Origin of the sequence: Erwinia sp. MYb416 (assembly GCF_037479575.1) — a bacterium.
GTDB lineage: Bacteria > Pseudomonadota > Gammaproteobacteria > Enterobacterales > Enterobacteriaceae > Erwinia > Erwinia rhapontici.
In genome coordinates this window covers 831607-857684 of record NZ_JBBGYT010000438.1, presented here as the reverse complement: position 1 = coordinate 857684, position 26078 = coordinate 831607, and the positions used below count along the sequence as shown (strand labels likewise).

Genomic DNA, 26078 nt, shown 5'->3' with positions numbered 1-26078 from the left:
CTGTCGCGATTAAAAGTGCATCAAAAAGGGGCTTCGGCCCCTTTTTTGTTTTTCTCCCTTCCCCACTCGCTTTCTGCTGTTTTTTTGATGCAAACGGTTGGTAATTTGCCACTTGTGGCGGTAACCTGAGTCCTCACTTCGCTTTAGACTAAGCTAACGGACTTCGACTATGTTTGAACGTATTGCAGCTGCACCCGCCGACCCTATTCTTGGTTTAGCCGATCTGTTCCGCGCTGATGACCGCACAAATAAGATCAACCTCGGTATTGGCGTGTATAAAGATGAAACCGGCAAAACGCCGGTACTGACCAGCGTGAAAAAAGCTGAACAGTATCTGCTGGAAAACGAAACCACCAAAAACTATCTCAGCATTGATGGTATCGCCGATTTTGGCCGCTGCACCCAGGAGCTGTTGTTCGGAGCAGACAGCGCCCTTATCAGCAACCATCGTGCACGTACCGCACAGACGCCTGGCGGCACTGGCGCACTGCGCGTAGCAGCCGATTTCATCGCCACCCAGACCAGCGCTAAACGTATCTGGGTGAGCAACCCAAGCTGGCCAAACCACAAAAATGTCTTTGCCGCTGCCGGCCTGGAAGTGTGCGAATACGATTATTATGACGCTGCACAGCATGCGCTGGACTTTGACGGCTTGTTAAACAGCCTGAGCGCCGCACAGGCGGGTGATATCGTGCTGTTCCATGGCTGCTGCCACAACCCAACCGGCATTGACCCAACGGCCGCTCAGTGGGCCCAGCTGGCTGAACTGTCACTGGCGAAAGGCTGGTTGCCACTGTTCGACTTTGCCTATCAGGGCTTTGCCCGTGGTCTGGAAGAAGATGCCGAAGGCCTGCGTGCGTTTGCTGCCAGCCATCAGGAACTGATTGTATGCAGCTCGTACTCTAAAAACTTCGGCCTCTACAATGAGCGCGTCGGTGCTTTCACGCTGGTCGCTGCTGATGCAGCCATCGTGGATACCGCCTTCAGTCAGGTGAAAGCCACCATTCGTGCCAACTACTCCAACCCCCCCGCACACGGTGCAGCCGTCGTCGCCACCATTCTCGGCAACAGCGCGCTGCGTGCCTTGTGGGAGCAGGAGCTGACCAGCATGCGCGAGCGTATTCAGCGTATGCGTCAGCTGTTTGTGAATACCCTGCAAGAGAAAGGCGCGAAAGGCGATTTCAGCTTTATCATCGATCAGAATGGGATGTTTTCATTCAGCGGCCTGACGAAAGATCAGGTTGTGCGCCTGCGAGATGAGTTTGGCGTCTACGCGGTAAATTCAGGCCGTGTGAACGTGGCGGGGATGACACCTGACAATATGTCTCCACTGTGTGAAGCCATCGTCGCGGTTTTGTAATTTAGCCAGTGAATCTTTCGTTGCCCCACCGCTGAGCTTTATCGCGATCAAAAAAGCCTGCTTAAGCAGGCTTTTTTTATGGCACCAATGCCGAGATGCGTTTATTGCAGGAACGGGTTACTGATTCGTTCACGCCCCAGCGTCGATATCGGTCCGTGGCCTGGAATGAAGGTGACGTCATCCCCCAGTGGCAACAGTTTGTTATGAATAGAGGCTATCAGGTCGCTGTGGCTGCCCTGGGGGAAATCAGATCGTCCTACCCCGCCACTGAAAATCACATCGCCAGAGACCAGCAGGCGCCCTGCACGGTCAAAGAACACAATGTGTCCCGGCGTATGCCCCGGGCAAAGCAGCACTTCCAGAGAGGTCTGCCCTACCTGCACAGTCTCACCCTCTTCCAGCCAGCGATCGGGGACCAGGGGAGGACATTCGGCAAAACCAAACATCTGGCTTTGTGTCGGCAGGCTATCAAGCCAGAATTTATCGGCTTTATGTGGCCCTACAATCGGTAGAGAATAATGTGCGGCCAGTTCAGCAGCGGCACCGACATGGTCAAGGTGACCGTGCGTCAGCAGTATTTGGGTCAGGTTAACACCCAGCGCAGCCACTTCACGTTTAATTGTCTCTGCGTCGCCACCCGGATCCACCAGCGCAGCTTCATTTGATTCCGTACACCAGATCACCGAACAATTCTGCGAGAACGCAGTGACCGGGATAATATGATAGTCCATAACTCTCCGTTACCGGTCACCACAGGGTGCCGGAATTTCGTTTTACCAGTTCCGAACCGGCCCGGTATCAATATGCACAAAGTTACTACTTGGGTAGTATCCTACACCACCCGCCCGCAGCGAAAGTGCGGCTTTGCGTATATTGCTTAACGAAATTCCTTCAATGTGGAAATCCATCGCCTGCCCCAGCGTGTGGTAGCTATGTTTCGCTACACCGCGGGTATGCGACCGTAATGAGTTATTGGTGCCGAGAGAACGGTAGCCAGAGATTAGCTGCACCGGTTTACGACTATCGAGCAGCGATTGCAGACGGAAGAGTTGGTCAAAAAGATGGGGATCGATGCTTTTACTTTTATTGGCCCGGTAGTCACGGAAGAAATGATTCAGTCGTGCCAGTTCATCCTTGTCATAGCTTTTACCGTTAAAAAATTCCGTTTTAAGGTTTTCGCCGGTATTGAGATTATTAAGCGTTAATACACGCGGGCGGGAAGTTGAAAGCGAGGCGAAGGCCTGCCCGGGGAGCAATGCCACACCGAGCGCCGCGCCGCCTAACGTCAGCCACTTACGGCGATGAGAGTCGAATTTATCCATGAATCAGTATTACCCAGCTAAAGAATTCGGAACAGTGCACTAATTACACCGTTTTGAACCTTACCGGGGGAGAATACCTACGTCAACCCAACAAAAGTAAAACCGGCGCAAAGATTGGCATCACACCCTTTACACCGGCTTTTTAGCATAACTATTCCCTGCACGGGAACTGCTGATTAATCAATCATTAGAGCAATAATTGACCAGCCTGCGTTAGCACCTGCGCACCAGAACGTGCCGTATTGTCATAATTGTAAATATCTGTACGAAATTGCGGCTGGCCATCATCTGCCACCCAGGCGGTCAGATAATAGAGGTTAACCGGGATACGATGACGGATGGACACATAGCGTGTATCCCCCTCTTTCAAGGTGCTGGAAATCCGCGTGTCGTTCCAGCCCACATCCTGCAGCAACAAATTAGCCAGATCGGATGCCCGGTTCACACGTACACAGCCAGAACTGAGAGCACGAATATCTTTCTGGAAAAGACCGTGATTTGGTGTGTCGTGCAGGTAGATCGCATCCGAACTCGGCATGTTGAATTTATAGCGCCCCAGTGAATTCGTCGGGCCCGGTGCCTGACGAATGCGGTACGGGAACGAAGCGGCAGAAACCATGCTCCAGTCAATCATCGAAGGATCAACCACCTGAGCATCACTGCTCCAACCCGACAGTAACGTATAATTGTGCTTATACAGGTACATCGGGTCCTGTTTGACCTTCGGCACAATATCCTTGCGCACTAAGGTGGTGGGCACATTCCACGGCGGGTTGAGGACAACGTTATTCAGCGCGCTGCGCATCAACGGCGTTTTACGGTCAGGGCGGCCGACAATCACTCGGGAAGAGAGAATTTCATTACCGTTGACATAGTAGGCCAGTGAGTAATTAGGAATGTTCACCATAATGCCGTTATGCATATCATCCGGCAGCAGTCGCAGACGCTGGATATTCAATGCCAGCAGCGATGCACGACGTTGTGGGGAAACATTTAACCATTCGCGGGTGCGAGCACCTATCGCACCATCGGCCTCTAACCCCTGCCAGGTCTGGAAGCGTTTCAGTGCGGCGACCAGGTCCGGAGTATAAACATTATCAGCATTGATAGGTGCGGCAGTTCCCTGCACATTACCGACATTCTGAGGAACGGCAGTCTGAGGATTATTTTCTGACGGCATTGCAGACGGGCTGACGACGACATTGTTATCAACGTTCGCCTGCACAGGGGCATCAGGCTGGGCATTATCATCATCATGCACCAACGGCGCATCAATAGGGCCCACCACTTCTTCCGTGGGTTTTGGTGGCTCGCTGTCTGCCGACATCATGCCGGTACGTTTAAGAATATCGCGCAGCACAGGCACATCATTGCTGATCTGGCCAGGACGCAGGGTCTGCTTATCAACCAGCTGTGGCCAGGGACGGTTTTCTGCCAGCAGCGTTTTTAATGCCTGATGCATACGCACATACTGCGGATGCTGCGGGGCCAGTGAGAGAACAAAACCATTGAGACGATTCTGAACTACCGCGTTTTGCCACAGATTAATCACCGCGACAGACGGGGCCTCCATCTTATAAGGTACATTGCTGTACAGCCAGGTTTCCCCTTTGCTGGGAACGCCAGAAGTAAACTGCAGATAACCCAACATGGCATCAGACAACACCACATCACGTGCCATGCCAGTAATATTCGGATCCGTCAGCTGTTTTACCCAGTGGGAGAACTGCGGCTGAACACCGGAAATCGCGACCTCAGCCAGCTGTTGCTGGAACTGTTTTACCGCCTGCTCATCCTGCCACATTGGCTGCATGCCACGACTGGCATACAACGGTGCAAGGTTTTTCAGATAGAACGGCGCCATCCCCTGAGAGAACAAGCCGCTGATATGCGATGCACTCTGCGAGACGCTGATACTTTGCACAATCGGAGCAGAGACGGGTGGAATTCCCGCCACAGAAGAAGACACCGGCACCAGCCAGCACAAAAGACTACAACCCAGTGCAACAACCTGGGTGGAAAACGATTTCTGCAGCAACATCCCTTGCTCCCTGTTAAGACTGCCGGATGAGTAACCCGCAGCAATTAGTCGTTGTTATAAGTATAGAAACAGAAAACGGCATTTGCCTCTTACGTTGCAAATGCCGTTATGCAGAGTAATCTGGACACAGAAATTTTACCACTGCGTACCATTATTTTTTACAGGATTTCGTGAATCAGGCTCCTGCCTCAACATCTTTTGCCGTTATCGTCGGTTCTGCAGCAAATCCACGCAGCCCAACAACGTGAACATGTTCAGTATTATTGAAGACCTTACGAACCAGTTTGTAAGTGGTGCCTTTTTCAGGGCTGATATTTTCCGGTGCCGCGATAATCAGCTGCATCTCCAGTCGGTCACACAGCTCGAATAAGGTGGCAATGGATTTTGCATCCAGACGCGCGGCCTCATCAAGGAACAGCAGACGGCAAGGGGAGATATCTTTCCCGCGCAGACGGCGTGACTCTTCCTCCCAGCTTTGTACCACCATCACCAGAATCGACATACCGGTACCAATCGCTTCCCCTGTCGATAACGCCCCACTTTCTGCACGCAACCAGCCGTCAGAGCCACGGTTAACTTCCACTTCCATCTCAAGATAGTTGCGGTAATCCAGCAGCTCCTCACCAATGGTCTGCGGTGTACGCTGGCCCATATCGATTTGTGGGTTCAGGCGCTGGTAGAGTTTTGCCAGTGCTTCGGAGAAGGTCAGACGATTGCTCTTAAACAGATCCTGATGCTGTTCATGCTGCTCAGACAGCACATCAAGCAGCGTAGAGTGAGCTTCCCGCACGTTAACGTTGAGACGCACACTCTTCACCTGCCCGAAACTCACGGCCTGCAAGCCCTGGTTCAACTGACGAATACGATTCTGTTCGCGCTGAATCGTTTTGCGAATAATGTTCGACACGCTGCGCGAGCTGATGGCCAGCATCTGCTCACGGGCAGTCAGCTCTTCCGTCAGGCGATTCAGCTCAATTTCCATCTGCTCAATGGCTTCGACCGGATCATCGGTGCGAATGATATCCTGACGGATACGCTCACGCAGATGCTGATAAACCGCAATGAAGAACTGAATTTTACGCTCCGGCCGCTTCGGATCCTCCGACAGACGCAGCACGTCGCGCAGATGTTCGTTATCCGCTACCGCCAGACGCAGCGCACCTAACGCCTTATCCGACATGGAGCGCAGCTCGTCACCGCCGAGATACGCCAGCTCACGACGGTGCAGACGGCGCTCAACGCCATTGTCTTTCACCAGTCGCAGTACCGCAACCCAGCCCGCCTTCGCACTCACAACCTGCTCACGGCCTATCTGGTACTCGCGCTCCAGACGGCGTAGTTTTTTCTGCAACGCATCGATTTCGGCTTCACAGAAGGTCAGCTGTTTTTCCAGCTGATTACGACGCAGTCGGTTGTTGCTCAGGGCACTGTAGAGTTCGTCACGACGCAGCCGCGCCCGCTCTTCAGCGGAGGCATCCGCCTGCACGCCGATATCGAGCATCTCCTGCTGAAGCTCCTTCAACATGTCGCGTTTCGCGTCATAGGAGCTTTTCAGCGAGGCCAGAACCTGGGAGTATTGCGCTAACTGGGTTTGATGCTGACGTAGCTGCTCACGGGCGCGGGTACGTTCACCTTCCGCCTGTTCAAGGCGCTGGCGCAGCTTCTCATTGAGGTCGCTGGTGCCGTTGAGCATACCTGCAGAATCAATGTAGCCAAAGTGCGCACGACGCTGAACCACTTCGGTCAGGGCAAAGGCTTGCTGACGCGCATCGCGCTGCTGCTGCTGCGCCTGCTGGTAGTCCAGTTTTAACTGGTCATGCTGCTCAGGATCGCTCTGCAGGACAGAGAGAATGGGTTCCAGCTTCGTCAGTTGAGCACCGTGCTGCTGCACAAAGCGCGCGGCTTCCTGCGCTTCATCCAGCTTTTCCTGAATCTCTTCATGACGATCCTTTAACGTATCATCCAGCAGCAGGCTGACGCGAGGCAACAGACGGTTAAGCTGGGCAACGCCCTCTTTCGCCTGTTCGAACTGCTGGCGCTGCTGCTGGTTTTCGCTTTCATGATTCGTCAGCGCACGCTCCACCTCGTTACGGCGGGTATTGAGCAGGCGCATTTCTGCTTCAGGGTCGGACTCAAACGCTACGCCAAGGTGGCTGCCGATAAAGCGGCTAAAGGACTGATGCAGACGCTGGGTTTTCTGAACATCAAATGACAGCGTAGCGTAACGTTCGGCCAGCGCCTCGCGCTCAGCGTGCAGCACATCTAACTGGTTTTCACGCGCAGCACGACCAAACAGCGGTACTTTCGGGAAACGAGAATAGCGCCACTGGCGATCCCCCGCTTTCACCACGACGGCTTTTTCCAGCTCTTCGACATTAAATACGCTGTCATCAAACGACTGCGGATCCCCTTCGATCAGGTAGAGATCTTCCGGGCAATCGTCCAGACCGTCGAGCTGATCGCGGATCAGTGACAGGTCAGGCACCACAATGGCATGACGAGCCGGGCCATACAATGCTGAGAAGTACGGCGCATCATCAATGGTGACATCATCATAAATTTCTGACAGCAGCACGCCACCAAAACGTTCGGCGAGGTTGTTCAGGCGAGCGTCTTCTGCCCCGCCCGGCTGGCTGAGACGCTCAATCTGCTTCTCAATGTCGCGCTTACGGGCTGAGACTTCATCACGTTCTACCGTGGTTTCACGCTCACGCTCCAGCAGTTGCTGCATAAACTCGGTGACCTGCTGGCTGTTTTCCAGCGCCTGGCCCGTTTGTTCACTCAACTGCGAGAGGATTTCCTGCGCGGCCAGCCACTGCGGCGCTTGTTTAGTCAAACGCGCAATGCGTTCACGGAGCTGCTCCAGCTCCTGGCGCAGTGTCATACGGCGCTCACCGGCGTCCGCCACGCTTTCGCTTAACAGCTCAATCTGTGCTTCCAGTTCAGCCTGTAAGGACTCCAGCTCACTGGCATCATGCTGACCGTGTCGCTTGCAGAAGTCACTCAGCAGGCGTTCGGCATCCTGCTGTTCACGTACACGCTGTGCCAGTTCACTCAGGCGGCTGCGCAGCGGCTGTAGTTGTTCGGCATGATAACGCTGGTTGCTGGCATCACGGAGCAGATCGCGCCCTACCTGCCAGGCTTCGCTACGGCTAACCGGGCCGGCAATTTTACTGACCAGTTCAAACGCCTGCTCAAACTGGCTGTGTGCGGCCTGCGCCACACTCATTTTTTGTTCCAGCATCAGCAGTTTGTCGGTCGCTTCCTGCTCTTTCGCCTGGAAGGTTTCCTGCCATTCATCTGCGTTATCCACGCTGAGGTCGCGTATCTGGCAGATTTCCTGAGCACGCTGAAGTGCCTGCAACGCCTGCTGATACTGGATGGCGCGCGTCTGCTGCACATCCAGCGCCTGCTGGTAATCAGCCAGCTGATTTTTCAGCTCATCCACTTCCAGCTCAGCATTTTCGCTACGCGCTTCATTTTCTTCATGCACTTCACGCGCTTCAGCGACGACCTCATTCTGCTCTTCGAGGCGGAAGGTCAGCTCTTCGAGATCGGCATCGTAGCGGTCAATTTTTTCCTGCTGACGCAGTGCCGTCTGAACCAGATTGAGATGGTCGCTGGCACCCTGATAATCTGTTTCCAGATCGCTTTCAGCGGCATTGTGCTCACTCAGTTCCCGCGCCATCTCAATATGACGATATTGCTCAGCGGATAACTGTTTACGACTGGTGAAAAGATCATTACGCACCTGCATCGCACCATCCAGATGGATACGGCGCTCGTTGGCATGACGCATATAGTCTGCCGCCACGTAGCTGGTCGCTTCTGAGATCAGATGCTTAAAGAGATCGCGGTCAGACTGGGTCACGCGAATCGCTTCCAGCGTCATGCGGTTTTCACGCAGCGCGGCTTCCATGTCCTGGAACGCTTTACGTACTCCGCTGTTTTCAGGCAGCAGGTAATCTCGCAGGGAACGCGTGATCGCACTGGAGATCCCCCCGTACAGCGAGGCTTCAATCAGGCGGTAATACTTGCTACGGTCAGCGGCAGAGCGTAAACGACGCGCCACAATACCGAGGTCAAACATCACAGAATGGTAATCCGTAATGGAGTTGTACTGTTTAAACTGCACACTCTCCATCGCTTCAAACCGCTCTTTCAGTTCACTGATTGGCACCACACGCGCCTGACGGGCATTCACCGTCTCAGTCAGAATTTCGGTCGGGTTAATGGAGGTCGGTAGGCCATGAATACTAAAAGGTTTGATATCCACTTTACGGTCACGGCCGGCAACCTGTTGCAGTCGGACCCCAACAAGCACGCGCTGATGCAGCGAGTTCACCACATCGAGCACAGCGTAACAAACGCCTGGGCGCAGTTTGCCGTGCAGGCCTTTATCACGGGAACCTGAGGTTGCCCCGGCTTCAGTAGTGTTACGGAAATGCAGCAGTGTCAGATCGGGGATGAGCGCAGTAACAAATGCCGCCATCGTGGTCGACTTACCTGCACCGTTCCCACCTGACAGCGTTGTCACCAATTCGTCGAGGTCAAAAGTACGGGCAAAAAAACCGTTCCAGTTAATCAGCGTCAGCGAGCGAAACTTTCCACGTTCAATCATTTATTCTTCCTCCGCGCTGTCCGGCACACTGTTTTCAGTGTCACTTTCACCGTCTTCGCTTTCATCATTCAGCGCCAGGCCACCGTCAAGCTGCATCGCCTCACCGTCGCGGATCATCCGCAGCTGCGCTTCACGCGCATCGTCACCGCTGCGCACATCGGCGCCAAAGCGGAAGACGGATTCGGTGATACGGAATTTACTGCTGTCATTACCCATAAACCACACCATTCCCAGGCGACGCAGGCGATTAAGCGACGCGCGCATTTTCTCCTGAAGTTTCTGGCGGTCAAGGTCTGAGCCGGTAGAACGCTGGTTAACCAGCTTCAGCAATTTGCTTTCATCGGCCAGCGACATCAACTCGTCGTGCAGTTCTTGCTGGGTAAAGATCCCTTCATTGGCCAGACGTTCCGGGCTGAGGTAGAGATAACATAAGATTTTACCCACCATCATATCCAGCTCGGACAACACTGAACGCGGGATCAGCGTGGTGGAACGTGGCCGCAGGTAGAAAAAACCTTCCGGCGCACGGATCAGTTCAACGTTGTAACGGGCATAGAACTCTTCCAGAAATTCCTGGTAGTCCATCAGAAAGGCGTGTTGATCTAACTCTTCAATACCAATATGGCGCCCTGCGCGTAACTGGCTGTCCAGTGCCGGGAAAATCGGGTTGGCCAGTGCCTGCGCCAGTTTAACTGGCATCACTTGTTCAATATTTGTCGATGACATGTGCCTGCACCTTGGCTCCGTAATCATTAATCGCCTGCCATTTTGCAGCCAGGCCAGAGAAATCTGCTTCGGCCACGCCTAAGCGTACAGCCTGATCGACGACAATACGTGCCACGTCAAAGTGACGTACACGCGGGTATTGTGTCAGGTAATCACGAATCACCGCCCCAAGATCCAGCGGCTTTTGCTGTGTCCTGTAGATGGCCAGTGCTTCTTCAATCATCGCCGCCAGCTGTTCACGGATAGCATTGAACTCTTCGTATTCCAGTTCAGAAGGCAGTTCACCCGTCACTTCCTCACTGCGCAGCGTCAGTTCTTCATCACGCATATCGTACAGGCGGTCAGCATTGGCATAGGTCAGCGCCCAGGGCTGATCGAAGTAATTCTGTACCGACTGACGTAAACGTTGGGCAAAGACGCGGTTCTTATCCATATCAATCGCGGTACGGATAAATTTATGCACGTGGCGGTCATAGCCGATCCACAGGTCAATCGCCTGCTGGCCCCAGCTGATAATGCGGTCGAGCTTGTTTTGCAGGTCATACACCAGCTTGTCGACGAAGCCGAGATCGGGGCTATTCATCGTGGCATCCTGGATGCGCAACAGATTGGCCTGTAGCTTATCGCCCGCAGCCTCCAGGGTATCCTGAAGTTCACGCAGCGTACCGGACGTTTCGTTCAGCAACAGTTCACAGCTGGATATCGCCGCACGCCAGTCTTTGTTGAGTAACTGAGCAATATCATCTTTAACGCCCTGTTGTTGTTCATCCATGATGCGCTGGGTGATATCAATGCTGTCGAAGATCTCTGCCACCGAATATTTCAACGGAGCGAACACGTTGCGGTGCCAGTGAAACTCGTCGCCATCTTCATCAGCAGCATCGGCGGCACGTTTTAGCTCACCCGCTACGATCGACAACTGCAAAGAGAGACGCAGGGTGGAGAATTCACGCTGGCGAATATAATAGTCGGTAATGCCGATGCCCAACGGCGTCAGACGATAGATCGCATTACCTTCTGCATGTTCGCTGGTAAAACGATTGAGCAAGCGCTGGCGCACCATATCGTTAATGGCATTGTTGGCACGTACCACGACAGTTTCGCTGGTCTGTTCGAAGCCTTCACTGACATGGCGGAAGGCATCAATCAGTTCGCCTTCACTCATTTCGCCATCCATGCGCTCCCCATTAAGGGTGGCAATCGCCAGCAAAAAAGCCAGACGTTCGGTTGGCAATGAGACGGAAAAATCATTTTTTCGCGCCCAGGCTACCAGCTCCGGTACAGTCTGGGAAAATTCACTCATAGTTCGTCTGCCTTATGGGTTTCCGCGCTGTAACGTGGATATAACGCCCTAAACTTAAAAACGGCTCCTGGCGGCAGTATTGCTTTTCCAGGGCCAGAACCTCATCAAAACGATCGATCTGTTTGGTTTTATCACGCATGTAGTCGTGAAAAACGCGGATGCCGGTTTTGTGCTCAATCGTAAAGCCACACTCTTGTAGCCAGCCATACACCTGTTCAGGATCCCTTGGGTAGTCCGGAGACAAGGTTTTCTTTTTACGTTTGGCCAACCCCGTTTGTAAATAGCCGAAGTTGCCGAGCACCATCGTCTGCATCAGCAAACCATTGAGGTTATAGAACATGAGCGACAGGACACCACCAGGCTTCAGTGCATCATACAACGCCGCCAGCACCTGCTGAGGTTCCGCCACCCATTCCAGCACCGCGTGAAACAATACCAGATCAACCGGTTTATCCAAATGTTGACCGACCTGCTGAGCGCTAATTTGTTCGAATTGCATGTTACCGCTCACACCTTTTTCATCGGCGAGGCGGCGGGCACGGGACAACATCTCTTCGGAGACATCACAAAGCAGCACCTGATGACCCCGGGCTGCAATGCCACAGCCGGTTTGCCCTTCTCCGCCCCCTGCATCCAGCACCGATAAAGGACCGTCAGGGAACGATGTTAACAACGCATCAAGATCCTCCCAGAGAATGGCCTGGCGAATACGGCCTTTGGTGGTACCGTAAATATTCTGAGAAAATTTTTCTGCGATATCATCAAAGTTGCGATCCTGCATACAACGACTCCGGCATTCAGGGCTTTATTCTACGGGGTTACCCGGCTATTTCGAGCGGCGTTCAGACGTTACACTGTGCTCATTCACGTCATTCAGCGAAGTGAAGGGAATGCGTCAGCGCGTCTGTAGCTTGAAAGATGCGGGGTATTTTGGCATACACTGGCAAATAATGAACCTTTCAGTCATCGCTTCGTGATTGTGTGATGTTTTTTCGGACAAAAGGAACCCTTTTTGATGTTTTTTGCACTGAAAAAAATTGTTGGCGGCCTGCTGCTTCCACTGCCAATGCTGCTGCTGGTGATGGCACTAGGGATTATCTTACTCTGGTTCAGCCGCTGGCAGAAAAGCGGCAAAACACTCATCTCCGTTGCCTGGGCTATTCTGTTGCTGATCAGCCTGCAACCTGTTGCTGACAGACTGCTGGCCCCCATCGAGAATAACTATCCCACCTGGCACAATCAGCACCCGGTGGAATATGTTGTGGTTCTCGGCGGTGGCTACACATGGAATCCGCAATGGGCACCCAGCTCAAATATGCTCAACAATAGCTTGCCACGCCTCACAGAGGGCATTCGTATTTTACAGGCGAACCCAGGGGCAAAACTGATTGTGACCGGCGGACATGCGCAGGGCAACCCGATGAGTTCAGCAGCAGTGGCCTCACTCGTGGCACAATCACTGGGCGTACCGCAAAGTGCGATTATTACGCTGGATAAACCCAGTGACACTGAGCAGGAAGCCCTGGAAGTTTCCCATATTGTCGGGCAGCGCCCATTTGCGCTGGTGACCTCCGCTAACCATCTGCCGCGGGCCATGATCTTCTTCCAGCGTCAGGGCCTGGCCCCCTGGCCTGCGCCTGCAAACCAGTTGGCAGTCACATCACCACTGAACTTCTGGGAGCGGGTTTTACCTTCATCATTCTGGCTGGGCCACAGCGAGCGCGCGATCTACGAAAGCCTGGGGCGTTTGTGGCAATGGCTGAAACCCGCCGCCAAACCGTCAGTCGAGCCAGGGAAGGAGTGACTGGCTGGCTGCCGTAAAACGCGCACGGTCAAACTGCGCGGTGTGAATGAGCCGCGCAATTTCCTCCCAAAGACTATAGAACCAACGGCGTGCAACAAACCCTTCCGCTACGGGGGCTCGCCGCAAGTATTCACTGACGATGCCGTCGCCTGCGCCGGATGCGCATAGCGGGAACAGTTCGAATTCTCGTGGTGCCCAAAGTATCGTACCGGGATTGATCATCGCCAGTAACTGATCCCCCCAGGCCTCTTTCATTATGCTGCTGAGCACCAGGTTGCCGTGGACCAGAACACAGGGATCGTCAAAATCTTTAAACAGTGCGTGCAGACTCTGACGGCTGCGATAAAGCACACGTCGGTCATCCATACTCAGCAATGCCGGTCGCAGGTAGTTGAGCGTCGCCCACAACACCTCCACTCGCTGCGCATACCAGGCGGGCCATCGGTTCTGCTGGGTGCTATCTACCGTTCCCACCAGCCCATGACTGTCGATACGATGCCAGCCGAGCATCCCTTCAACAATCTGTTCCTGCAGCTGCTGCCAGCGCTCGGGCGTACGCGTGGGCGCCTCAACGGAAACGCCACCAATACGCTCTATCAGTAAGACTTCATGCAGGGGCGGCTGCTGGCTGATCACCAAACCATATACGGCAGGCACACGCACCTTCCCTTCACGCATCAGCATTGAGAGCTTATGCGCTTCCTGGGCTGCAATGCCCTTCATATTGAAGTATTTCGCCACTAACGGCAGTGAATGACCACTGTCATCGTAAAGGGTATAAAGACTGGCGTAAGGCTGCTGGCTGATACACTCCACCCGGCTGACGGGTTCGCCCAGTACCAGTGCCAGTTCAGATCGCAGTTGTTCCATCTGCCCTCCTTATCAGGCAAGAGGTCTTATGATGGTGCGAATGGATGAGATTTGCTCCGAACTGGATCAAATTCGTCGTATAAAGTGCGGGGCCAGCACTGTGGCCCCGACGCGGATTTACTGCATGGCTGCGCGAACGCGTAGCAAATCCTCTGGCGTATCAACACCCACGCTGGGAATGGCTTTTGCCACATCAACATGGATTTTTTCGCCGTACCAAAGCACTCGCAACTGCTCCAGCAGCTCGATCTGCTCCAGCGGACTGGCTTCCCATCGGACATAACGGCGGATAAATCCGGCACGATAACCGTAGATACCAATATGGCGCAGGAAGTGGTCACCGATAGTGTCATGGGAAGCCGCAAAGCGCTCACGATCCCACGGGATAGTGGCTCGTGAGAAGTACAGCGCATAACCGTTGGCATCACGTACCACCTTCACCGCATTCGGGTTAAAGGCTTCTTCCGCTGATTCAATCGGCACCGCCAGCGTTGCCATACCCGCAGTGCTGCTGGCCAGATTATCCGCCACCTGGCGAATAATAACCGGTGGGATCATGGGCTCATCACCCTGAACATTAACAATCACCGTGTCATCCGGGAACTGGTAGTGATCAATTACTTCGGCAAGGCGTTCAGTGCCGGACTGATGGTCAGGACGGGTCATACAGACTTCACCACCCGCAGCTTCAACCGCGCGTGCCACATCCTGATTATCCGTGGCTACAATTACCCGTTCAGCACCGGATTCCAGTGCACGTTCCATCACGTGAACCACCATCGGTTTGCCGTGAATATCGACCAGGGGTTTACCCGGCAAACGGGTGGAAGCAAAGCGGGCAGGAATAATGGCAACAAAACTCATGGATGGCTCTCTTCAAGCGTCAATGCGCGTGCTTCAACTTCCAGCAACACAGGAATACCGTCACGTACCGGATATGCCAGGCCATCTGGTTTACAGATGAGTTCCTGCTGCTCTTTGTTGTAGTACAACTTGCCATGACAGACCGGACAAGCAACGATTTCGAGTAGACGATGATCCATAAATCCTCCGCGATAAATCCAATTTTGCAATGGGCTAAGAATACCATAGCTGTACTGGTGCAGTTACCCGCTCACCACGAAAAACATGCCCCGGATTATATTTCCCAGCGAGTTGGCCAGCAGGAACCCATTGCGTCAGGGAGTTTATTGACCTCGATCATCTCCGCCCCCTGCCAGCGTGCAAATTTCGTCAGAGCACGCTGCACATCATCCACGAACTGCTGGCTGACGCGTGTGTGCCGCTCCAGCCATAATTGTTTGACCTCCAGCACTTTTGTTTTGCGCTGCATACGGGCATCCAGTCGTGCTTTTAACGCACCTCGATGCAAAACAGGCAGGACAAAGTATCCATACTGCCGTTTTTCCTCCGGGGTGTAACATTCCAGGCGATAGTCAAAATCAAACAGTTCAAGCGCGCGTTTGCGATCCCACACCAATGGGTCAAATGGCGACAGAATAGCAGTATGAGTAGCGGCTCGCGGGTGAGCCAGTTGTGTAAACAGACTGTGATGGACATACATCGTGCCGAGATCTTCAACCTGTACTTCACGTACTGTTTCCTGCTCCAGCCAGCGATCGATGGCCTGGATAACTGGCGCCCGTTTCAGACGGTAATAATCTGCCAGCCAGGCCAGACGAAAGATCCCCAGACTGCACGCACTGTTATCCAGCATACGCTGTACCGCTTCTGCTTCGGTGAGTGCATGCTGTGCATCATCCCAATCTGGCATCATCCGCTCACGCAGGTCATAAACGCGCTGAAACTGACGACGTTCACTGACCATCAACTCACCGGCGGTGAACAGATTTTCCAGGTGGCGCTTATGAGGTTTCCACGCCCACCAACCAGGCTTCTGCCCTGCCGGAGCGGTAAAATCCGCCGAACGAACCGCGCCATTTTCACGGATATGTGCCAGCAAATGGGTGATATCCTGCTGATGCTCATCCATCCATGTCTGACTGTACTTCCAGCCTAATGCTGAGGGGTTCAGCATGCGGTGACGCAGCAGAGGGTAATCCTCAATGGGAATAAAGCAGGCTTCATGCGCCCAATATTCAAACAGGTTTCGCTGTGCCAGCGCCTGCTCAAGCCAGATGTGCGGATACTCGCCGAGACGGCTGAATAGCACAAGGTAAGGGCTACGCGCCACCACATGGATGGTATCGATTTGCAGCAGTGACATTCGGCGTACCGCCGACAGTAGATCGTCAAACCGGGCTTTATGTGAAGGTGGGCGCAGCAGGCCCTGAGCCGCCAGCTGAAGCTGGCGCGCCTGAACAAGAGAAAGAGTTACCGCCGTCATGATGCCATCCGTAAAGTTCAGATGGCTTTAGTGTAGCGCGATGTGGAGAGTTGTGGACTGAATTAACGTGGAATTAATGCACTGATTTTGTTCAGCAATACGATGGTCTGCTCATCGGGAAGCATGGCATCAACCGGTAAATACCACCAGCTGTCAGTGGCAAAAGCGCGCGCTTTGACCGCATCTTTCTCTGTCATCAACAGTGTCTGTCCTTCCGTTATCAGGGCATTCAGAGTAGCGGCAGTGTAATTCTGATGGTCAGCGAAAGAGACCTCTTTTTGGATCACAACCCCCTGCTGACGCAGCGTGTTGTAAAAACGTGGCGGATGGCCAATACCGGCCATTGCCACCACATTTTGCAGTTGTGCGGCCGGACGATGTTCCCCTGAAAGCAGGTTTACCGCCTGGCCCGGCACCAGTTGCATCGACAGTTCACCCGGCTGTGCATGGCCACCGTTGGCGATGACGGCAGTCACACTTTTCAGGCGAGAAGCGCGTTCCCGCATGGGACCTGCGGGCAACCACCAGCCATTACCAAAGCGACGTTCACCATCAACGACGACGATTTCAACATCACGCGCCAGAGCATAGTGCTGTAATCCATCATCAGTGATAATCACATCGACCCCGCCACCGCTCACCAACGCCTCTACGGCCTGACGGCGCTGGGGTGCGACCGCGACCGCCGCCCCGGTACGCTGATAGATCAGAACCGGTTCATCACCGGCTTCACGGGTAGTCGTCTCTTCGCCCAGCACCAGCGGATAGCTTTCTGCTTTACCACCATAACCACGAGACACCACCCCAACGCGAAAACCCCGCTGTTGCAGTGCCTGTACCAGCCAGATGACCACTGGCGTTTTACCATTCCCGCCGGCAGTAAGATTACCGACGATCACCACCGGAACGGGTGCACGCCACACTTTACGCCAGCCCCAGCAATAGCTAAGACGGAGCACATTACTAATCAGCCCGTATAACAGGCTGAAAGGCAACAACAACAGATAAAGCGCAGAGCGGCCGCTCCAGATGCGTTCAATCATTGGCCAAATTGCATCTTATGCAGCTGCGCGTAAACACCACGTTCTGCCAGCAACATCTCGTGACTGCCACGCTCAACGATTTGACCATCTTCAACCACTACAATCTCATCCGCTTTTTCAATCGTGGAAAGACGGTGGGCAATCACCAGCGAAGTCCGGTTCTTTTGCAGTTCGTCCAGGGCTGACTGAATAGCACGCTCAGATTCGGTATCCAGAGCCGAGGTGGCTTCATCCAGGATCAGAATCGGGCTGTCACGCAGCAGGGCACGGGCAATAGCAATACGCTGGCGCTGCCCCCCTGAGAGCAATACACCATTCTCACCAATCATGGTATCCAGGCCATTCTCCATCTTGCCGATAAAGTCCATGGCATGGGCCATCGTTGCCGCTTTCTCAATATCTTCGCGGCTGTACTGTTCCTCGCGCGCATAGGCAATATTATTGGCAATGGTGTCATTGAACAAATGCACATTTTGCGATACCAGCGCCACCTGATTACGCAGTGAGGCAAGGGTATATTCACGCAGGTCATGTCCATCCATCAGGACGGCCCCCTGCTGCACATCATAGAAACGGGTCAGCAGGCTCGCCAGCGTTGATTTACCTGAACCCGAGCGCCCGACCAGAGCCACCGTCTTACCCTCAGGGATCGTCAGATTGATATTTCGCAGGGCAGGCACTTCGCGACCAGGATAGGTAAATGTTACCTCACGGAACTCAATGTCGCCCTTTGCCCGCTCAACTGTGCGCTTGCCGGTATCCACTTCCTGTTCGCTATCGAGAATGGAGAACAACGTCTGACAGGCAGCCATACCGCGCTGGAACTGAGCATTGACGTTAGTCAGTGATTTCAGCGGACGCATCAGGGCAATCATTGACGAGAACACTACGGTGATCGTACCCGCTGTCAGGGTTTCCATCACACTCGGGAAGCTCGCGGCATACAGCACAAAGGCCAGCGCCAGCGAGGCGATCAGCTGAATAATCGGGTCAGAAATAGAGGATGCTGAAACCAGTTTCATCCCCTGCTGACGCATACGATTACTCACACGGTTAAAGCGCTCGCTTTCGATTTCCTGACCACCAAAGATCAGCACTTCTTTATGCCCTTTCAACATCTGTTCCGCGCTGGTCGTCACCTGGCCCATGGTGTTCTGCATATTTTTACTGATATTGCGGAAACGCTTTGAGACCATGCGAATAGCGAAGGAGACTATTGGTGCCAGAACGATCAGGATCACCGACAACTGCCAGCTGTAGTAGAACATCATGATGAACAGACCAATGATAGACGCCCCTTCACGTACGACGGTAATCAATGCACTGGAAGAGGACGAAGCAACCTGTTCGGAATCATAGGTGATGCGCGATAGCAGCGTACCAGTAGACTGCTGATCGAAGAAGGTGACCGGCATGCCCATCATATGACTGAACAGGCGACGACGCATCGACATCACCACATTGCCAGACACCCAGGAAATACAGTAACTGGAAACGTAGCTGGTAACGCCGCGAACAAGCATCAGACCAATCACGACAAGCGGCATCCAGAGTAGTACGGAGCTGTCTGCTTTCCCAAAACCATCATCGAGTAAAGGCTTCAGCAGTGACAGCATGAGTGTATCGCCAGCCGCATTGATAATCAGTGCGACTGCAGCCACAATCAACCCCGTTTTATATGGCACAATCATTGGCCAGAGTCGACGGAAGGTCTGCCAGGTGGAGAGATCTTTATCCAGATGCATTATTTAACCAGCTTTGAATGAAATAGCCGCTCATTCTACCTGGAATCCCTGACTACGCCAAACCACTGATGATACCAACGGTTCATTATTTGTTCTCTTAACCCCATAAGTTGCCAGTTATCAACAAAAAAACGGGCGCTGATCTGTCCCGAAAGGGCCGTATCATGCCATTCGACGTGATTTTTATCGTAACGCTGGATAATCTTGGCAGCTGGTAGCCGCCAGGCACTGTAACGCGCGGCTGATGCGACCGCCGCTGTGGCGCCCACCGCGCGTAAGAAAGGTGGAGAAGAGGATGTTCTGCTACCGTGATGTGGAACTTGCAACAGATCCGCCGACAGGCTGGCACGCTGTTCTGCGACCAGTTTTAGCTCTGCCGGGGCCTCAATGTCTCCTGTCAGTAGCACTCGCCATTTTCCGTCCGTGATGGCGACGACACAGGATTGGTTGTTCCCCTCACCTTTTTCCGCCTCGGGTGGCCAGAGAACGCTGAACTGAAGTTCCTGCCAGCGCCAGCGAGTACCTTTGCGACAGGGTAAGTGCCCCCTACGCGCCAGAGCGCTGCGTACACGCGCCGCCGGGAATGCAGCCTGCACAGTTTCCAGCCCGCCAATATGGTCAAGATGGCCGTGACTAATAATAACATCGGTGACGTTTAATCCCTGCCAGTTGAGCCAGGGCAGGATCTGACTACGGGCAACATCCCCTCCTGGCCAGCGGTTACCGGTATCGTATAGCGTTGCCTCGCCGTTACGAGAGACAACGACGGCTAACCCATGGCCAACATCTAACATATCAACACGCCAATGCGGATGGGATCCTACTTCGCGCCAACTACACAGCAAAAGAGCCGCACTAAACAGGCTGACAGGTGAGGTACGCCACCAGCCGAAACGCAGACTCAAAAGTATCAGCCAGCATAACAGGCTGGCAGCGCCCAATGTTTGGTCCAAAGGAAACCAGCCGCGAGGTAAATGTTGAAGAGGAATAAAAACCAGAGCCAGAGAGTGGTCAACCCATTGCCACAGTAGCGGGCTGACCCACGGCAACGGATTGCACACGATCGCCACAAGAATCAAAGGCACTGTCAGCATCGTGATTAACGGCACTGCCCACAAATTTGCTACCAACGCGCTCAAGCTAAACCCATGAAACAGCATCGCTTGTAGTGGCATTAATAACAGTAGCATTCCAATTTGAAGATGCAGTAAACGCAAGAGCAGCCAGCGTTTACCACGGTTAAAACGGCGAGGTAGAGGAAAAAAGTGAAACCACAGTAACAGACCCGCTACCGCCAGCGCTGACAGCCAAAGACTGTCAGAAAGTACGCTTAATGGATCAAAAAACAGGATCAAAGCGATGCACAGGCACCATACCTGCCAACTATGGCAGTGGATAAAACGCAAACGAAGCGTACTCCAGACCAGTAAAGACAGCATTGCCCGCAGCGCGGGGGGATTGCCACCGGATAACCAACAATAGGCTAATGCAATCATCAGGCTGCAATACATAGGCAATCGGTAGCCAATACACCAGGCAGGCAACAGGAACTGAACACCACGCGATAATAACCAGCCGAAACTCGCGGCAAGGGCAATATGCATACCTGAAATCGCCATCAGATGTGCCGTGCCAGTTTCACGCAATAGCAGATTTGTTTCCCTGTCGACTTCCGCTCTTTCGCCAAAGGCCAGCGCAGAAATCAATGCCTGCCACGTCAGATGACCATAGTTCTTTTGCGTTGCATTAATCACCCTGGCACGCCAGCTGCACTGTGAATCAATAACCTCTGTCGACACCACTCTGCCAGTGAGTGGCGTATGATTAGCCAGCGCAAAACGCTGTCGGTCAAATCCGCCTTCATTGAGCTGAGCATGCACTGGACGCAGAACAAGTTCCATGTTCCAGTGCTGTCCGGCGCAAAAGGCTATCTCCTGCGGCGGAACTTTCAAGGTGGCATAAATCGGAGGGAACAGAATCCTGTCTTTGTAGCGCAGCAGCCGTACTTTAACCATCTTCCCATCGGGTAGTACGTTTTCTACGACAATTTCTGCTTTCAACTGCCCGTGCGTCAGCTGTTCTATTTGATCCAACATGACCCGCCCAGCACAGACTGCCCAGAGGAACAAGACTAATATCAGCGCGACCAATTTTGCACAACGCCATCCGGACAGCGCCATGAGAACAGCTGCGGACAAAACGGGCAGGTCGTAGACAGCAGCAGGAAGCTTAGACAGGAAACTCAGCGGTAGCGTTGCAGCAATGACACTCCATGCCAGCCGGTTCACAGTTATCAACATGACACCTCCCTGTATCAATGATGACCAGTGTGCAGCAATCACTCCTGAAAGTCATATCACCCGGAAAGGATGTGGAAAACACCTCGCAAACAATTTTCGCTATTTGCAAATGTCATCAAGATTTTATGCATAAACCAATGGTTTTATTTTGGGCAAAAAAAAACGACACCGGAGTGTCGTTTTATCGATTCATCGCAATACCCTAAGGTATTAACCGCCGTAAATATTAGCGCGATCACGCAACTCTTTACCTGGCTTGAAGTGTGGAACGTATTTGCCTTCCAACTCCACTTTGTCACCCGTTTTCGGGTTACGGCCAGTACGAGGTGCACGATAGTGTAAAGAGAAGCTGCCAAATCCCCGGATTTCAATGCGTTCGCCATCTGACAACGTTGTTGCCATATGCTCAAGCATCTCTTTTACCGCATCCTCAACGACTTTCGCCGGAATATGAGAGTGCTGGCCGGCAAGTCTTTCAATCAGTTCTGACTTGGTCATATAACCTCCGGTTAATCCTTGTTAGGAAAAGTTCTGACAGTAACGACGGTACAGGGCAGCTTGCGCTGCCCTGAAAGCGATTACTCGCCTTTAGCTGCTTTGAAAGCTTCAGCCATTGCGCTAGAGAAGTTGCTTTCTTCCTGTTTGGTGTTAACAGTATTGATTGCTTCTTTCTCATCAGCCTGGTCTTTTGCACGAACAGACAGGCTAACAACGCGGTTTTTACGGTCTACACCGGTGAACTTAGCTTCAACATCGTCGCCAACGTTCAGAACCAGAGTTGCGTCTTCTACGCGGTCCAGCGATGCTTCAGAAGCACGCAGGTAACCTTCAACGCCGTCTGCCAATTCAACTGTAGCACCTTTAGCGTCAACTGCAGTCACTTTACCGTTAACAATTGCACCTTTCTTGTTCAGAGAGATGTAGTTGTTGAACGGATCTTCTGCCAGCTGCTTAACGCCCAGGGAGATACGCTCGCGCTCTGCGTCAACCTGCAGAACAACAGCAGCGATTTCGTCGCCTTTCTTGTATTCACGAACTGCTTCTTCTCCGGTAGCGTTCCAGGAGATGTCAGACAGGTGAACCAGGCCGTCGATGCCGCCGTCCAGGCCGATGAAGATACCAAAGTCAGTGATTGACTTGATTTTACCTTCAACACGGTCGCCCTTGTTGTGGGTTTCTGCAAACTGCTGCCATGGGTTAGATTTGCACTGCTTCAGACCCAGGGAGATACGACGACGTTCTTCGTCGATGTCCAGAACCATAACTTCAACAACATCACCAACGTTAACAACTTTAGATGGGTGAATGTTTTTGTTGGTCCAGTCCATTTCAGAAACGTGTACCAGGCCTTCAACGCCTTCTTCGATTTCAACGAAGCAGCCGTAGTCGGTCAGGTTAGTTACACGACCAGTCAGCTTAGTGCCTTCTGGGTAACGTTTCGCGATAGCAACCCATGGATCTTCGCCCAGCTGCTTCAGACCCAGAGAAACACGGGTACGCTCGCGGTCGAATTTCAGAACTTTAACGGTAATTTCATCGCCAACATTCACGATTTCGCTTGGATGCTTAACGCGTTTCCATGCCATATCAGTGATGTGCAGCAGGCCGTCAACGCCGCCCAGATCAACGAATGCACCGTAGTCAGTAAGGTTCTTAACGATACCTTTAACTTCCATGCCTTCCTGCAGGTTTTCCAGCAGCTGATCGCGCTCTGCGCTGTTTTCGGATTCGATAACCGCACGACGTGAAACGACAACGTTGTTACGTTTCTGATCCAGCTTGATGACTTTGAACTCAAGCTCTTTGCCTTCCAGGTGCAGTGTATCGCGCACTGGACGAACGTCTACCAGTGAACCTGGCAGGAACGCACGAATGCCATTCAGCTCAACTGTGAAGCCACCTTTAACTTTGCCGTTGATAACACCGGTAACAGTTTCAGCATCTTCGTAAGCTTTTTCCAGTGTAATCCATGCTTCGTGACGTTTAGCTTTCTCACGAGACAGCAGAGTTTCACCGAAGCCGTCTTCCACTGCATCCAGCGCAACGTCAACTTCGTCGCCTACCTGGATTTCCAGTTCGCCGGCTGCGTTCTTGAACTGCTCTGCAGGGATCGCAGATTCAGATTTCAGACCCGCATCAACCAGGACTACGTCTTTGTCGATAGAGACAACAACGCCACGAACGATGGAACCCGGACGGGTTTCGATTGTTTTTAGGGATTCTTCAAATAGTTCAGCAAAAGATTCAGTCATATTGATAATCTTCAGGATTCTTCAATTTAACGTCCACCTGACATCCTGCCGGGTGGGGTTGTTTCACATGCTCCATGACATCCATATCACAGAGTTAGATAAATCATTCTGCAAGCCGAAGCTCATGCAGAGGTCATTAAGCGTAGTTGATATTTACGCCAGCGCGAGCTTCTCACGCGCATACTTTAATGCGATGTCGATAACCTGCTCGATCGACATCGTTGTCGAATCAAGCACTAACGCATCATCAGCCGGCACCAGTGGTGCAATGGCTCGATTACGATCTCGCTCATCACGCTCTTTTATCTCAGATAAAAGGCGCTCAAAGTTAACACTAAAGCCCTTTTCCTGCAACTGTAGCATACGACGGTTAGCACGTTCTTCAGAGCTGGCATCAAGGAAAATTTTCACTGGTGCATCAGGGAAAACCACCGTGCCCATATCGCGACCATCGGCAATCAATCCCGGAAAATCCCGGAAACCACGCTGACGACGCAGCAATGCTTCACGCACACGAGGGAATGCGGCCACTTTGGAGGCGGTGTTACTGACATCCTGAGTTCGGATTTCACCGGTAACATCTTCACCTTCCAGAATCACTTCCATTTCGCCGTTGTTAGAAACAAAACGCACATCAAGATGGGCGGCGATAGGAACCAAAGCTTCTTCAGAAGCCATATCCACCTGATGATGCAGCGCAGCCAGGGCCAGAACGCGATAAATTGCACCGGAGTCCAACAGGTGCCACTGCAACGCCTCGGCCATCGCTTTACACAATGTACCTTTCCCTGCACCACTTGGGCCATCAATGGTGATCACTGGGGCTATTGCCATCATGTCGTTCTCCTGTCGGTGGAATGCCTGGGCAACGGGTGCCCAGACAAATATCGACGCGCATTATACCCCTCATGCATGAAGCTGCAACTGCGTTGGTTGCGCACCGTATTCTGTCATAGGCGGCACGCATTCCTGACGAAGATGCCCGTTACGCCAGTTGACTGATACGGGCGAGCTGTTCGAAGTAGTCGGGAAACGTTTTCGCCGTGCATTTTGGATCAAGAATGGTCACTGGCGTTGAGGAAAGAGCAACCAGGGAGAAACACATCGCCATACGATGATCGTTATAGGTTCCAATTTCAGCAAATTTAACCTGCGCGGGTGGTGTAATGCGAATGAAGTCATGGCCTTCTTCAACTTCAGCACCCACTTTACGCAGTTCAATGGCCATCGCCGCCAGACGGTCGGTCTCTTTCACACGCCAGTTATAGATATTGCGCATAACCGTTGTACCTTTCGCAAACAGGGCAGCTGTTGCAATGGTCATCGCAGCATCAGGGATATGATTCATATCCAGATCGATAGCATTAAGATCCCCACGCGTACAGGCAATAAAATCATCGCCCCACTCCACGCTGGCGCCCATTTTTTCCAGTACATCGGCAAAACGAATATCGCCCTGCATACTGTTACGGCCAATACCGGTAACTTTCACCGTTCCACCTTTGATTGCTGCCGCGGCAAGGAAATAAGACGCAGAGGATGCATCACCTTCAACCAGGTAGTCGCCGGGTGCCTGATACTGCTGCTGGCCACGAATGTGGAACGCGCGGTAATCTTCATTCTCAACGTTAACGCCAAAAGTCGCCATCAGGTTGAGCGTGATATCGATATAGGGTTTTGATACCAAATCACCTTTAATCACAATGCGAGTATCGTTTTCGGCTAACGGTGCGGTCATCAGCAACGCCGTCAGAAACTGACTGGAAACGCTACCATCGACGGCGACTTCGCCACCGCGGAACCCGCCTTTCAGGCGCAGCGGCGGGTAATCTTCCTGCTCAAGGTATTCGACATCGGCCCCCCCTTGACGTAAAGCATCAACCAGATGGCCAATCGGACGTTCTTTCATGCGAGGCTCACCGGTCAGAACGATGTCGTTGCTGCCCAGGCACAGTGCCGCCGCCAGAGGGCGCATTGCCGTTCCGGCATTGCCAAGAAACAGTTCCAGCGCGCCTTCTGCCTGAAGTGCACCGCCCTGACCTTCGACTTCACACACCGTGCGATCGGCAGACAGTGTGAAATGAACGCCCAACGCCTGTAGTGCATTCAGCATATGGCGAACATCGTCGCTATCAAGCAGATTCGTCAGGCGGGTGGTGCCTTTTGCCAGTGCGGCCAGCAGCAGCGCGCGGTTAGACACACTCTTAGAGCCGGGAAGGTTAACGGTGCCATCGACCAGGGCGATAGGTTGTAACGTCAGGGAATCCTGCATGTGAAACGTATTCTCCAAAATAATTACAATGAAACCCCGCTGGGCTGCGGGGTTTCAGATTCAAAACTTACT

General features: G+C 52.9%; 20 protein-coding genes. 2 read left to right on the top strand and 18 right to left on the bottom strand.

The annotated features are described in order from the left end of the window. Positions 1 to 169 precede the first annotated feature (169 nt). Positions 170 to 1360 carry an amino acid aminotransferase gene (locus WH277_RS13540; RefSeq protein ID WP_133841020.1) on the top strand — a complete coding sequence of 397 codons (1191 nt, stop codon included), beginning with the start codon at positions 170 to 172 and terminating at the stop codon, positions 1358 to 1360. A 101-nt stretch (positions 1361 to 1461) separates the two neighbouring features. Here WH277_RS13540 and WH277_RS13535 read toward each other — a convergent pair whose 3' ends face one another. From WH277_RS13535 to cmoM, 7 genes are all read right to left on the bottom strand, one after another. Continuing rightward, on the bottom strand, positions 1462 to 2091 hold the full coding sequence (locus WH277_RS13535) for an MBL fold metallo-hydrolase (protein WP_133841021.1): 630 nt from the start codon (positions 2089 to 2091) through the stop codon (positions 1462 to 1464). Between the two features lie 42 nt (positions 2092 to 2133). After that, positions 2134 to 2682 carry a YcbK family protein gene (locus tag WH277_RS13530; RefSeq protein ID WP_133841022.1) on the bottom strand — a complete coding sequence of 183 codons (549 nt, stop codon included), beginning with the start codon at positions 2680 to 2682 and terminating at the stop codon, positions 2134 to 2136. A 187-nt stretch (positions 2683 to 2869) separates the two neighbouring features. Next, positions 2870 to 4723, bottom strand: coding sequence for a L,D-transpeptidase (gene ldtD, locus WH277_RS13525; protein WP_133841023.1), 1854 nt, complete (start codon positions 4721 to 4723; stop codon positions 2870 to 2872). Between the two features lie 175 nt (positions 4724 to 4898). Next, complete coding sequence (mukB, locus tag WH277_RS13520; RefSeq protein WP_339505792.1) at positions 4899 to 9344, bottom strand: chromosome partition protein MukB; 4446 nt, start codon at positions 9342 to 9344, stop codon at positions 4899 to 4901. Further along, positions 9345 to 10070, bottom strand: a complete 726-nt coding sequence (gene mukE, locus WH277_RS13515) for a chromosome partition protein MukE (protein ID WP_133841025.1) — start codon at positions 10068 to 10070, stop codon at positions 9345 to 9347. It abuts the gene before it with no gap. After that, positions 10051 to 11373: a chromosome partition protein MukF gene (mukF, locus tag WH277_RS13510; protein ID WP_133841026.1), complete on the bottom strand. Its 1323-nt coding sequence runs from the start codon at positions 11371 to 11373 to the stop codon at positions 10051 to 10053. Before mukF ends, mukE begins: the two co-directional genes overlap by 20 nt. After that, positions 11366 to 12154: a tRNA uridine 5-oxyacetic acid(34) methyltransferase CmoM gene (gene cmoM, locus WH277_RS13505; RefSeq protein ID WP_133841027.1), complete on the bottom strand. Its 789-nt coding sequence runs from the start codon at positions 12152 to 12154 to the stop codon at positions 11366 to 11368. The genes mukF and cmoM overlap by 8 nt, the downstream gene beginning before the upstream one ends. 234 nt (positions 12155 to 12388) lie before the next feature. Here cmoM and elyC point away from each other — a divergent pair, with 234 nt between their 5' ends. Beyond that, positions 12389 to 13177, top strand: a complete 789-nt coding sequence (gene elyC / locus WH277_RS13500; protein WP_133842089.1) for an envelope biogenesis factor ElyC — start codon at positions 12389 to 12391, stop codon at positions 13175 to 13177. Here elyC and WH277_RS13495 read toward each other — a convergent pair. The 11 genes from WH277_RS13495 to aroA all read right to left on the bottom strand — a co-directional run bounded on the left by WH277_RS13495 (position 13154) and on the right by aroA (position 26006). Next, a complete protein-coding gene (locus WH277_RS13495) occupies positions 13154 to 14047 on the bottom strand; it encodes a YcbJ family phosphotransferase (protein WP_227535960.1) in 894 nt (297 codons plus the stop codon). The genes elyC and WH277_RS13495 overlap by 24 nt on opposite strands. Before the next feature lie 117 nt (positions 14048 to 14164). After that, positions 14165 to 14911, bottom strand: a complete 747-nt coding sequence (gene kdsB / locus WH277_RS13490) for a 3-deoxy-manno-octulosonate cytidylyltransferase (RefSeq protein ID WP_133841029.1) — start codon at positions 14909 to 14911, stop codon at positions 14165 to 14167. Further along, a complete protein-coding gene (locus WH277_RS13485; protein WP_023654621.1) occupies positions 14908 to 15090 on the bottom strand; it encodes a Trm112 family protein in 183 nt (60 codons plus the stop codon). Before WH277_RS13485 ends, kdsB begins: the two co-directional genes overlap by 4 nt. A gap of 95 nt (positions 15091 to 15185) precedes the next feature. Next, a complete protein-coding gene (locus tag WH277_RS13480) occupies positions 15186 to 16394 on the bottom strand; it encodes a winged helix-turn-helix domain-containing protein (RefSeq protein ID WP_339505791.1) in 1209 nt (402 codons plus the stop codon). Between the two features lie 62 nt (positions 16395 to 16456). After that, positions 16457 to 17437, bottom strand: a complete 981-nt coding sequence (gene lpxK / locus WH277_RS13475) for a tetraacyldisaccharide 4'-kinase (RefSeq protein WP_339505790.1) — start codon at positions 17435 to 17437, stop codon at positions 16457 to 16459. Then, positions 17434 to 19182: a lipid A ABC transporter ATP-binding protein/permease MsbA gene (gene msbA, locus WH277_RS13470; RefSeq protein WP_133841032.1), complete on the bottom strand. Its 1749-nt coding sequence runs from the start codon at positions 19180 to 19182 to the stop codon at positions 17434 to 17436. Before msbA ends, lpxK begins: the two co-directional genes overlap by 4 nt. 35 nt (positions 19183 to 19217) lie before the next feature. Next, positions 19218 to 21482 carry a ComEC family protein gene (locus WH277_RS13465; RefSeq protein ID WP_133841033.1) on the bottom strand — a complete coding sequence of 755 codons (2265 nt, stop codon included), beginning with the start codon at positions 21480 to 21482 and terminating at the stop codon, positions 19218 to 19220. A 210-nt stretch (positions 21483 to 21692) separates the two neighbouring features. Next, positions 21693 to 21980: an integration host factor subunit beta gene (ihfB, locus tag WH277_RS13460; RefSeq protein ID WP_062743871.1), complete on the bottom strand. Its 288-nt coding sequence runs from the start codon at positions 21978 to 21980 to the stop codon at positions 21693 to 21695. An 80-nt stretch (positions 21981 to 22060) separates the two neighbouring features. After that, positions 22061 to 23734 carry a 30S ribosomal protein S1 gene (rpsA, locus tag WH277_RS13455; protein WP_133841034.1) on the bottom strand — a complete coding sequence of 558 codons (1674 nt, stop codon included), beginning with the start codon at positions 23732 to 23734 and terminating at the stop codon, positions 22061 to 22063. A 153-nt stretch (positions 23735 to 23887) separates the two neighbouring features. Continuing rightward, positions 23888 to 24571 (bottom strand): (d)CMP kinase, encoded by a 684-nt coding sequence (gene cmk / locus WH277_RS13450; RefSeq protein ID WP_133841035.1) that lies wholly within the window; start codon positions 24569 to 24571, stop codon positions 23888 to 23890. Between the two features lie 148 nt (positions 24572 to 24719). Beyond that, positions 24720 to 26006: a 3-phosphoshikimate 1-carboxyvinyltransferase gene (gene aroA, locus WH277_RS13445; protein ID WP_133841036.1), complete on the bottom strand. Its 1287-nt coding sequence runs from the start codon at positions 26004 to 26006 to the stop codon at positions 24720 to 24722. Positions 26007 to 26078: the final 72 nt, after the last annotated feature.

Bases quoted from the DNA above. Each gene is read 5' to 3' on its own strand.
- msbA (WP_133841032.1), bottom strand. From the start codon at position 19,182: ATGCATCTGGATAAAGATCTCTCCACCTGGCAGACCTTCCGTCGACTC.
- kdsB (WP_133841029.1), bottom strand. From the start codon at position 14,911: ATGAGTTTTGTTGCCATTATTCCTGCCCGCTTTGCTTCCACCCGTTTG.
- cmoM (WP_133841027.1), bottom strand. From the start codon at position 12,154: ATGCAGGATCGCAACTTTGATGATATCGCAGAAAAATTTTCTCAGAAT.
- aroA (WP_133841036.1), bottom strand. From the start codon at position 26,006: ATGCAGGATTCCCTGACGTTACAACCTATCGCCCTGGTCGATGGCACC.
- WH277_RS13540 (WP_133841020.1), top strand. From the start codon at position 170: ATGTTTGAACGTATTGCAGCTGCACCCGCCGACCCTATTCTTGGTTTA.
- lpxK (WP_339505790.1), bottom strand. From the start codon at position 17,437: ATGATTGAACGCATCTGGAGCGGCCGCTCTGCGCTTTATCTGTTGTTG.
- WH277_RS13485 (WP_023654621.1), bottom strand. From the start codon at position 15,090: ATGGATCATCGTCTACTCGAAATCGTTGCTTGTCCGGTCTGTCATGGC.
- WH277_RS13535 (WP_133841021.1), bottom strand. From the start codon at position 2,091: ATGGACTATCATATTATCCCGGTCACTGCGTTCTCGCAGAATTGTTCG.
- WH277_RS13495 (WP_227535960.1), bottom strand. From the start codon at position 14,047: ATGGAACAACTGCGATCTGAACTGGCACTGGTACTGGGCGAACCCGTC.
- mukB (WP_339505792.1), bottom strand. From the start codon at position 9,344: ATGATTGAACGTGGAAAGTTTCGCTCGCTGACGCTGATTAACTGGAAC.
- cmk (WP_133841035.1), bottom strand. From the start codon at position 24,571: ATGATGGCAATAGCCCCAGTGATCACCATTGATGGCCCAAGTGGTGCA.
- elyC (WP_133842089.1), top strand. From the start codon at position 12,389: ATGTTTTTTGCACTGAAAAAAATTGTTGGCGGCCTGCTGCTTCCACTG.
- ldtD (WP_133841023.1), bottom strand. From the start codon at position 4,723: ATGTTGCTGCAGAAATCGTTTTCCACCCAGGTTGTTGCACTGGGTTGT.
- WH277_RS13530 (WP_133841022.1), bottom strand. From the start codon at position 2,682: ATGGATAAATTCGACTCTCATCGCCGTAAGTGGCTGACGTTAGGCGGC.
- rpsA (WP_133841034.1), bottom strand. From the start codon at position 23,734: ATGACTGAATCTTTTGCTGAACTATTTGAAGAATCCCTAAAAACAATC.
- mukE (WP_133841025.1), bottom strand. From the start codon at position 10,070: ATGTCATCGACAAATATTGAACAAGTGATGCCAGTTAAACTGGCGCAG.
- WH277_RS13480 (WP_339505791.1), bottom strand. From the start codon at position 16,394: ATGACGGCGGTAACTCTTTCTCTTGTTCAGGCGCGCCAGCTTCAGCTG.
- mukF (WP_133841026.1), bottom strand. From the start codon at position 11,373: ATGAGTGAATTTTCCCAGACTGTACCGGAGCTGGTAGCCTGGGCGCGA.
- ihfB (WP_062743871.1), bottom strand. From the start codon at position 21,980: ATGACCAAGTCAGAACTGATTGAAAGACTTGCCGGCCAGCACTCTCAT.
- WH277_RS13465 (WP_133841033.1), bottom strand. From the start codon at position 21,482: ATGTTGATAACTGTGAACCGGCTGGCATGGAGTGTCATTGCTGCAACG.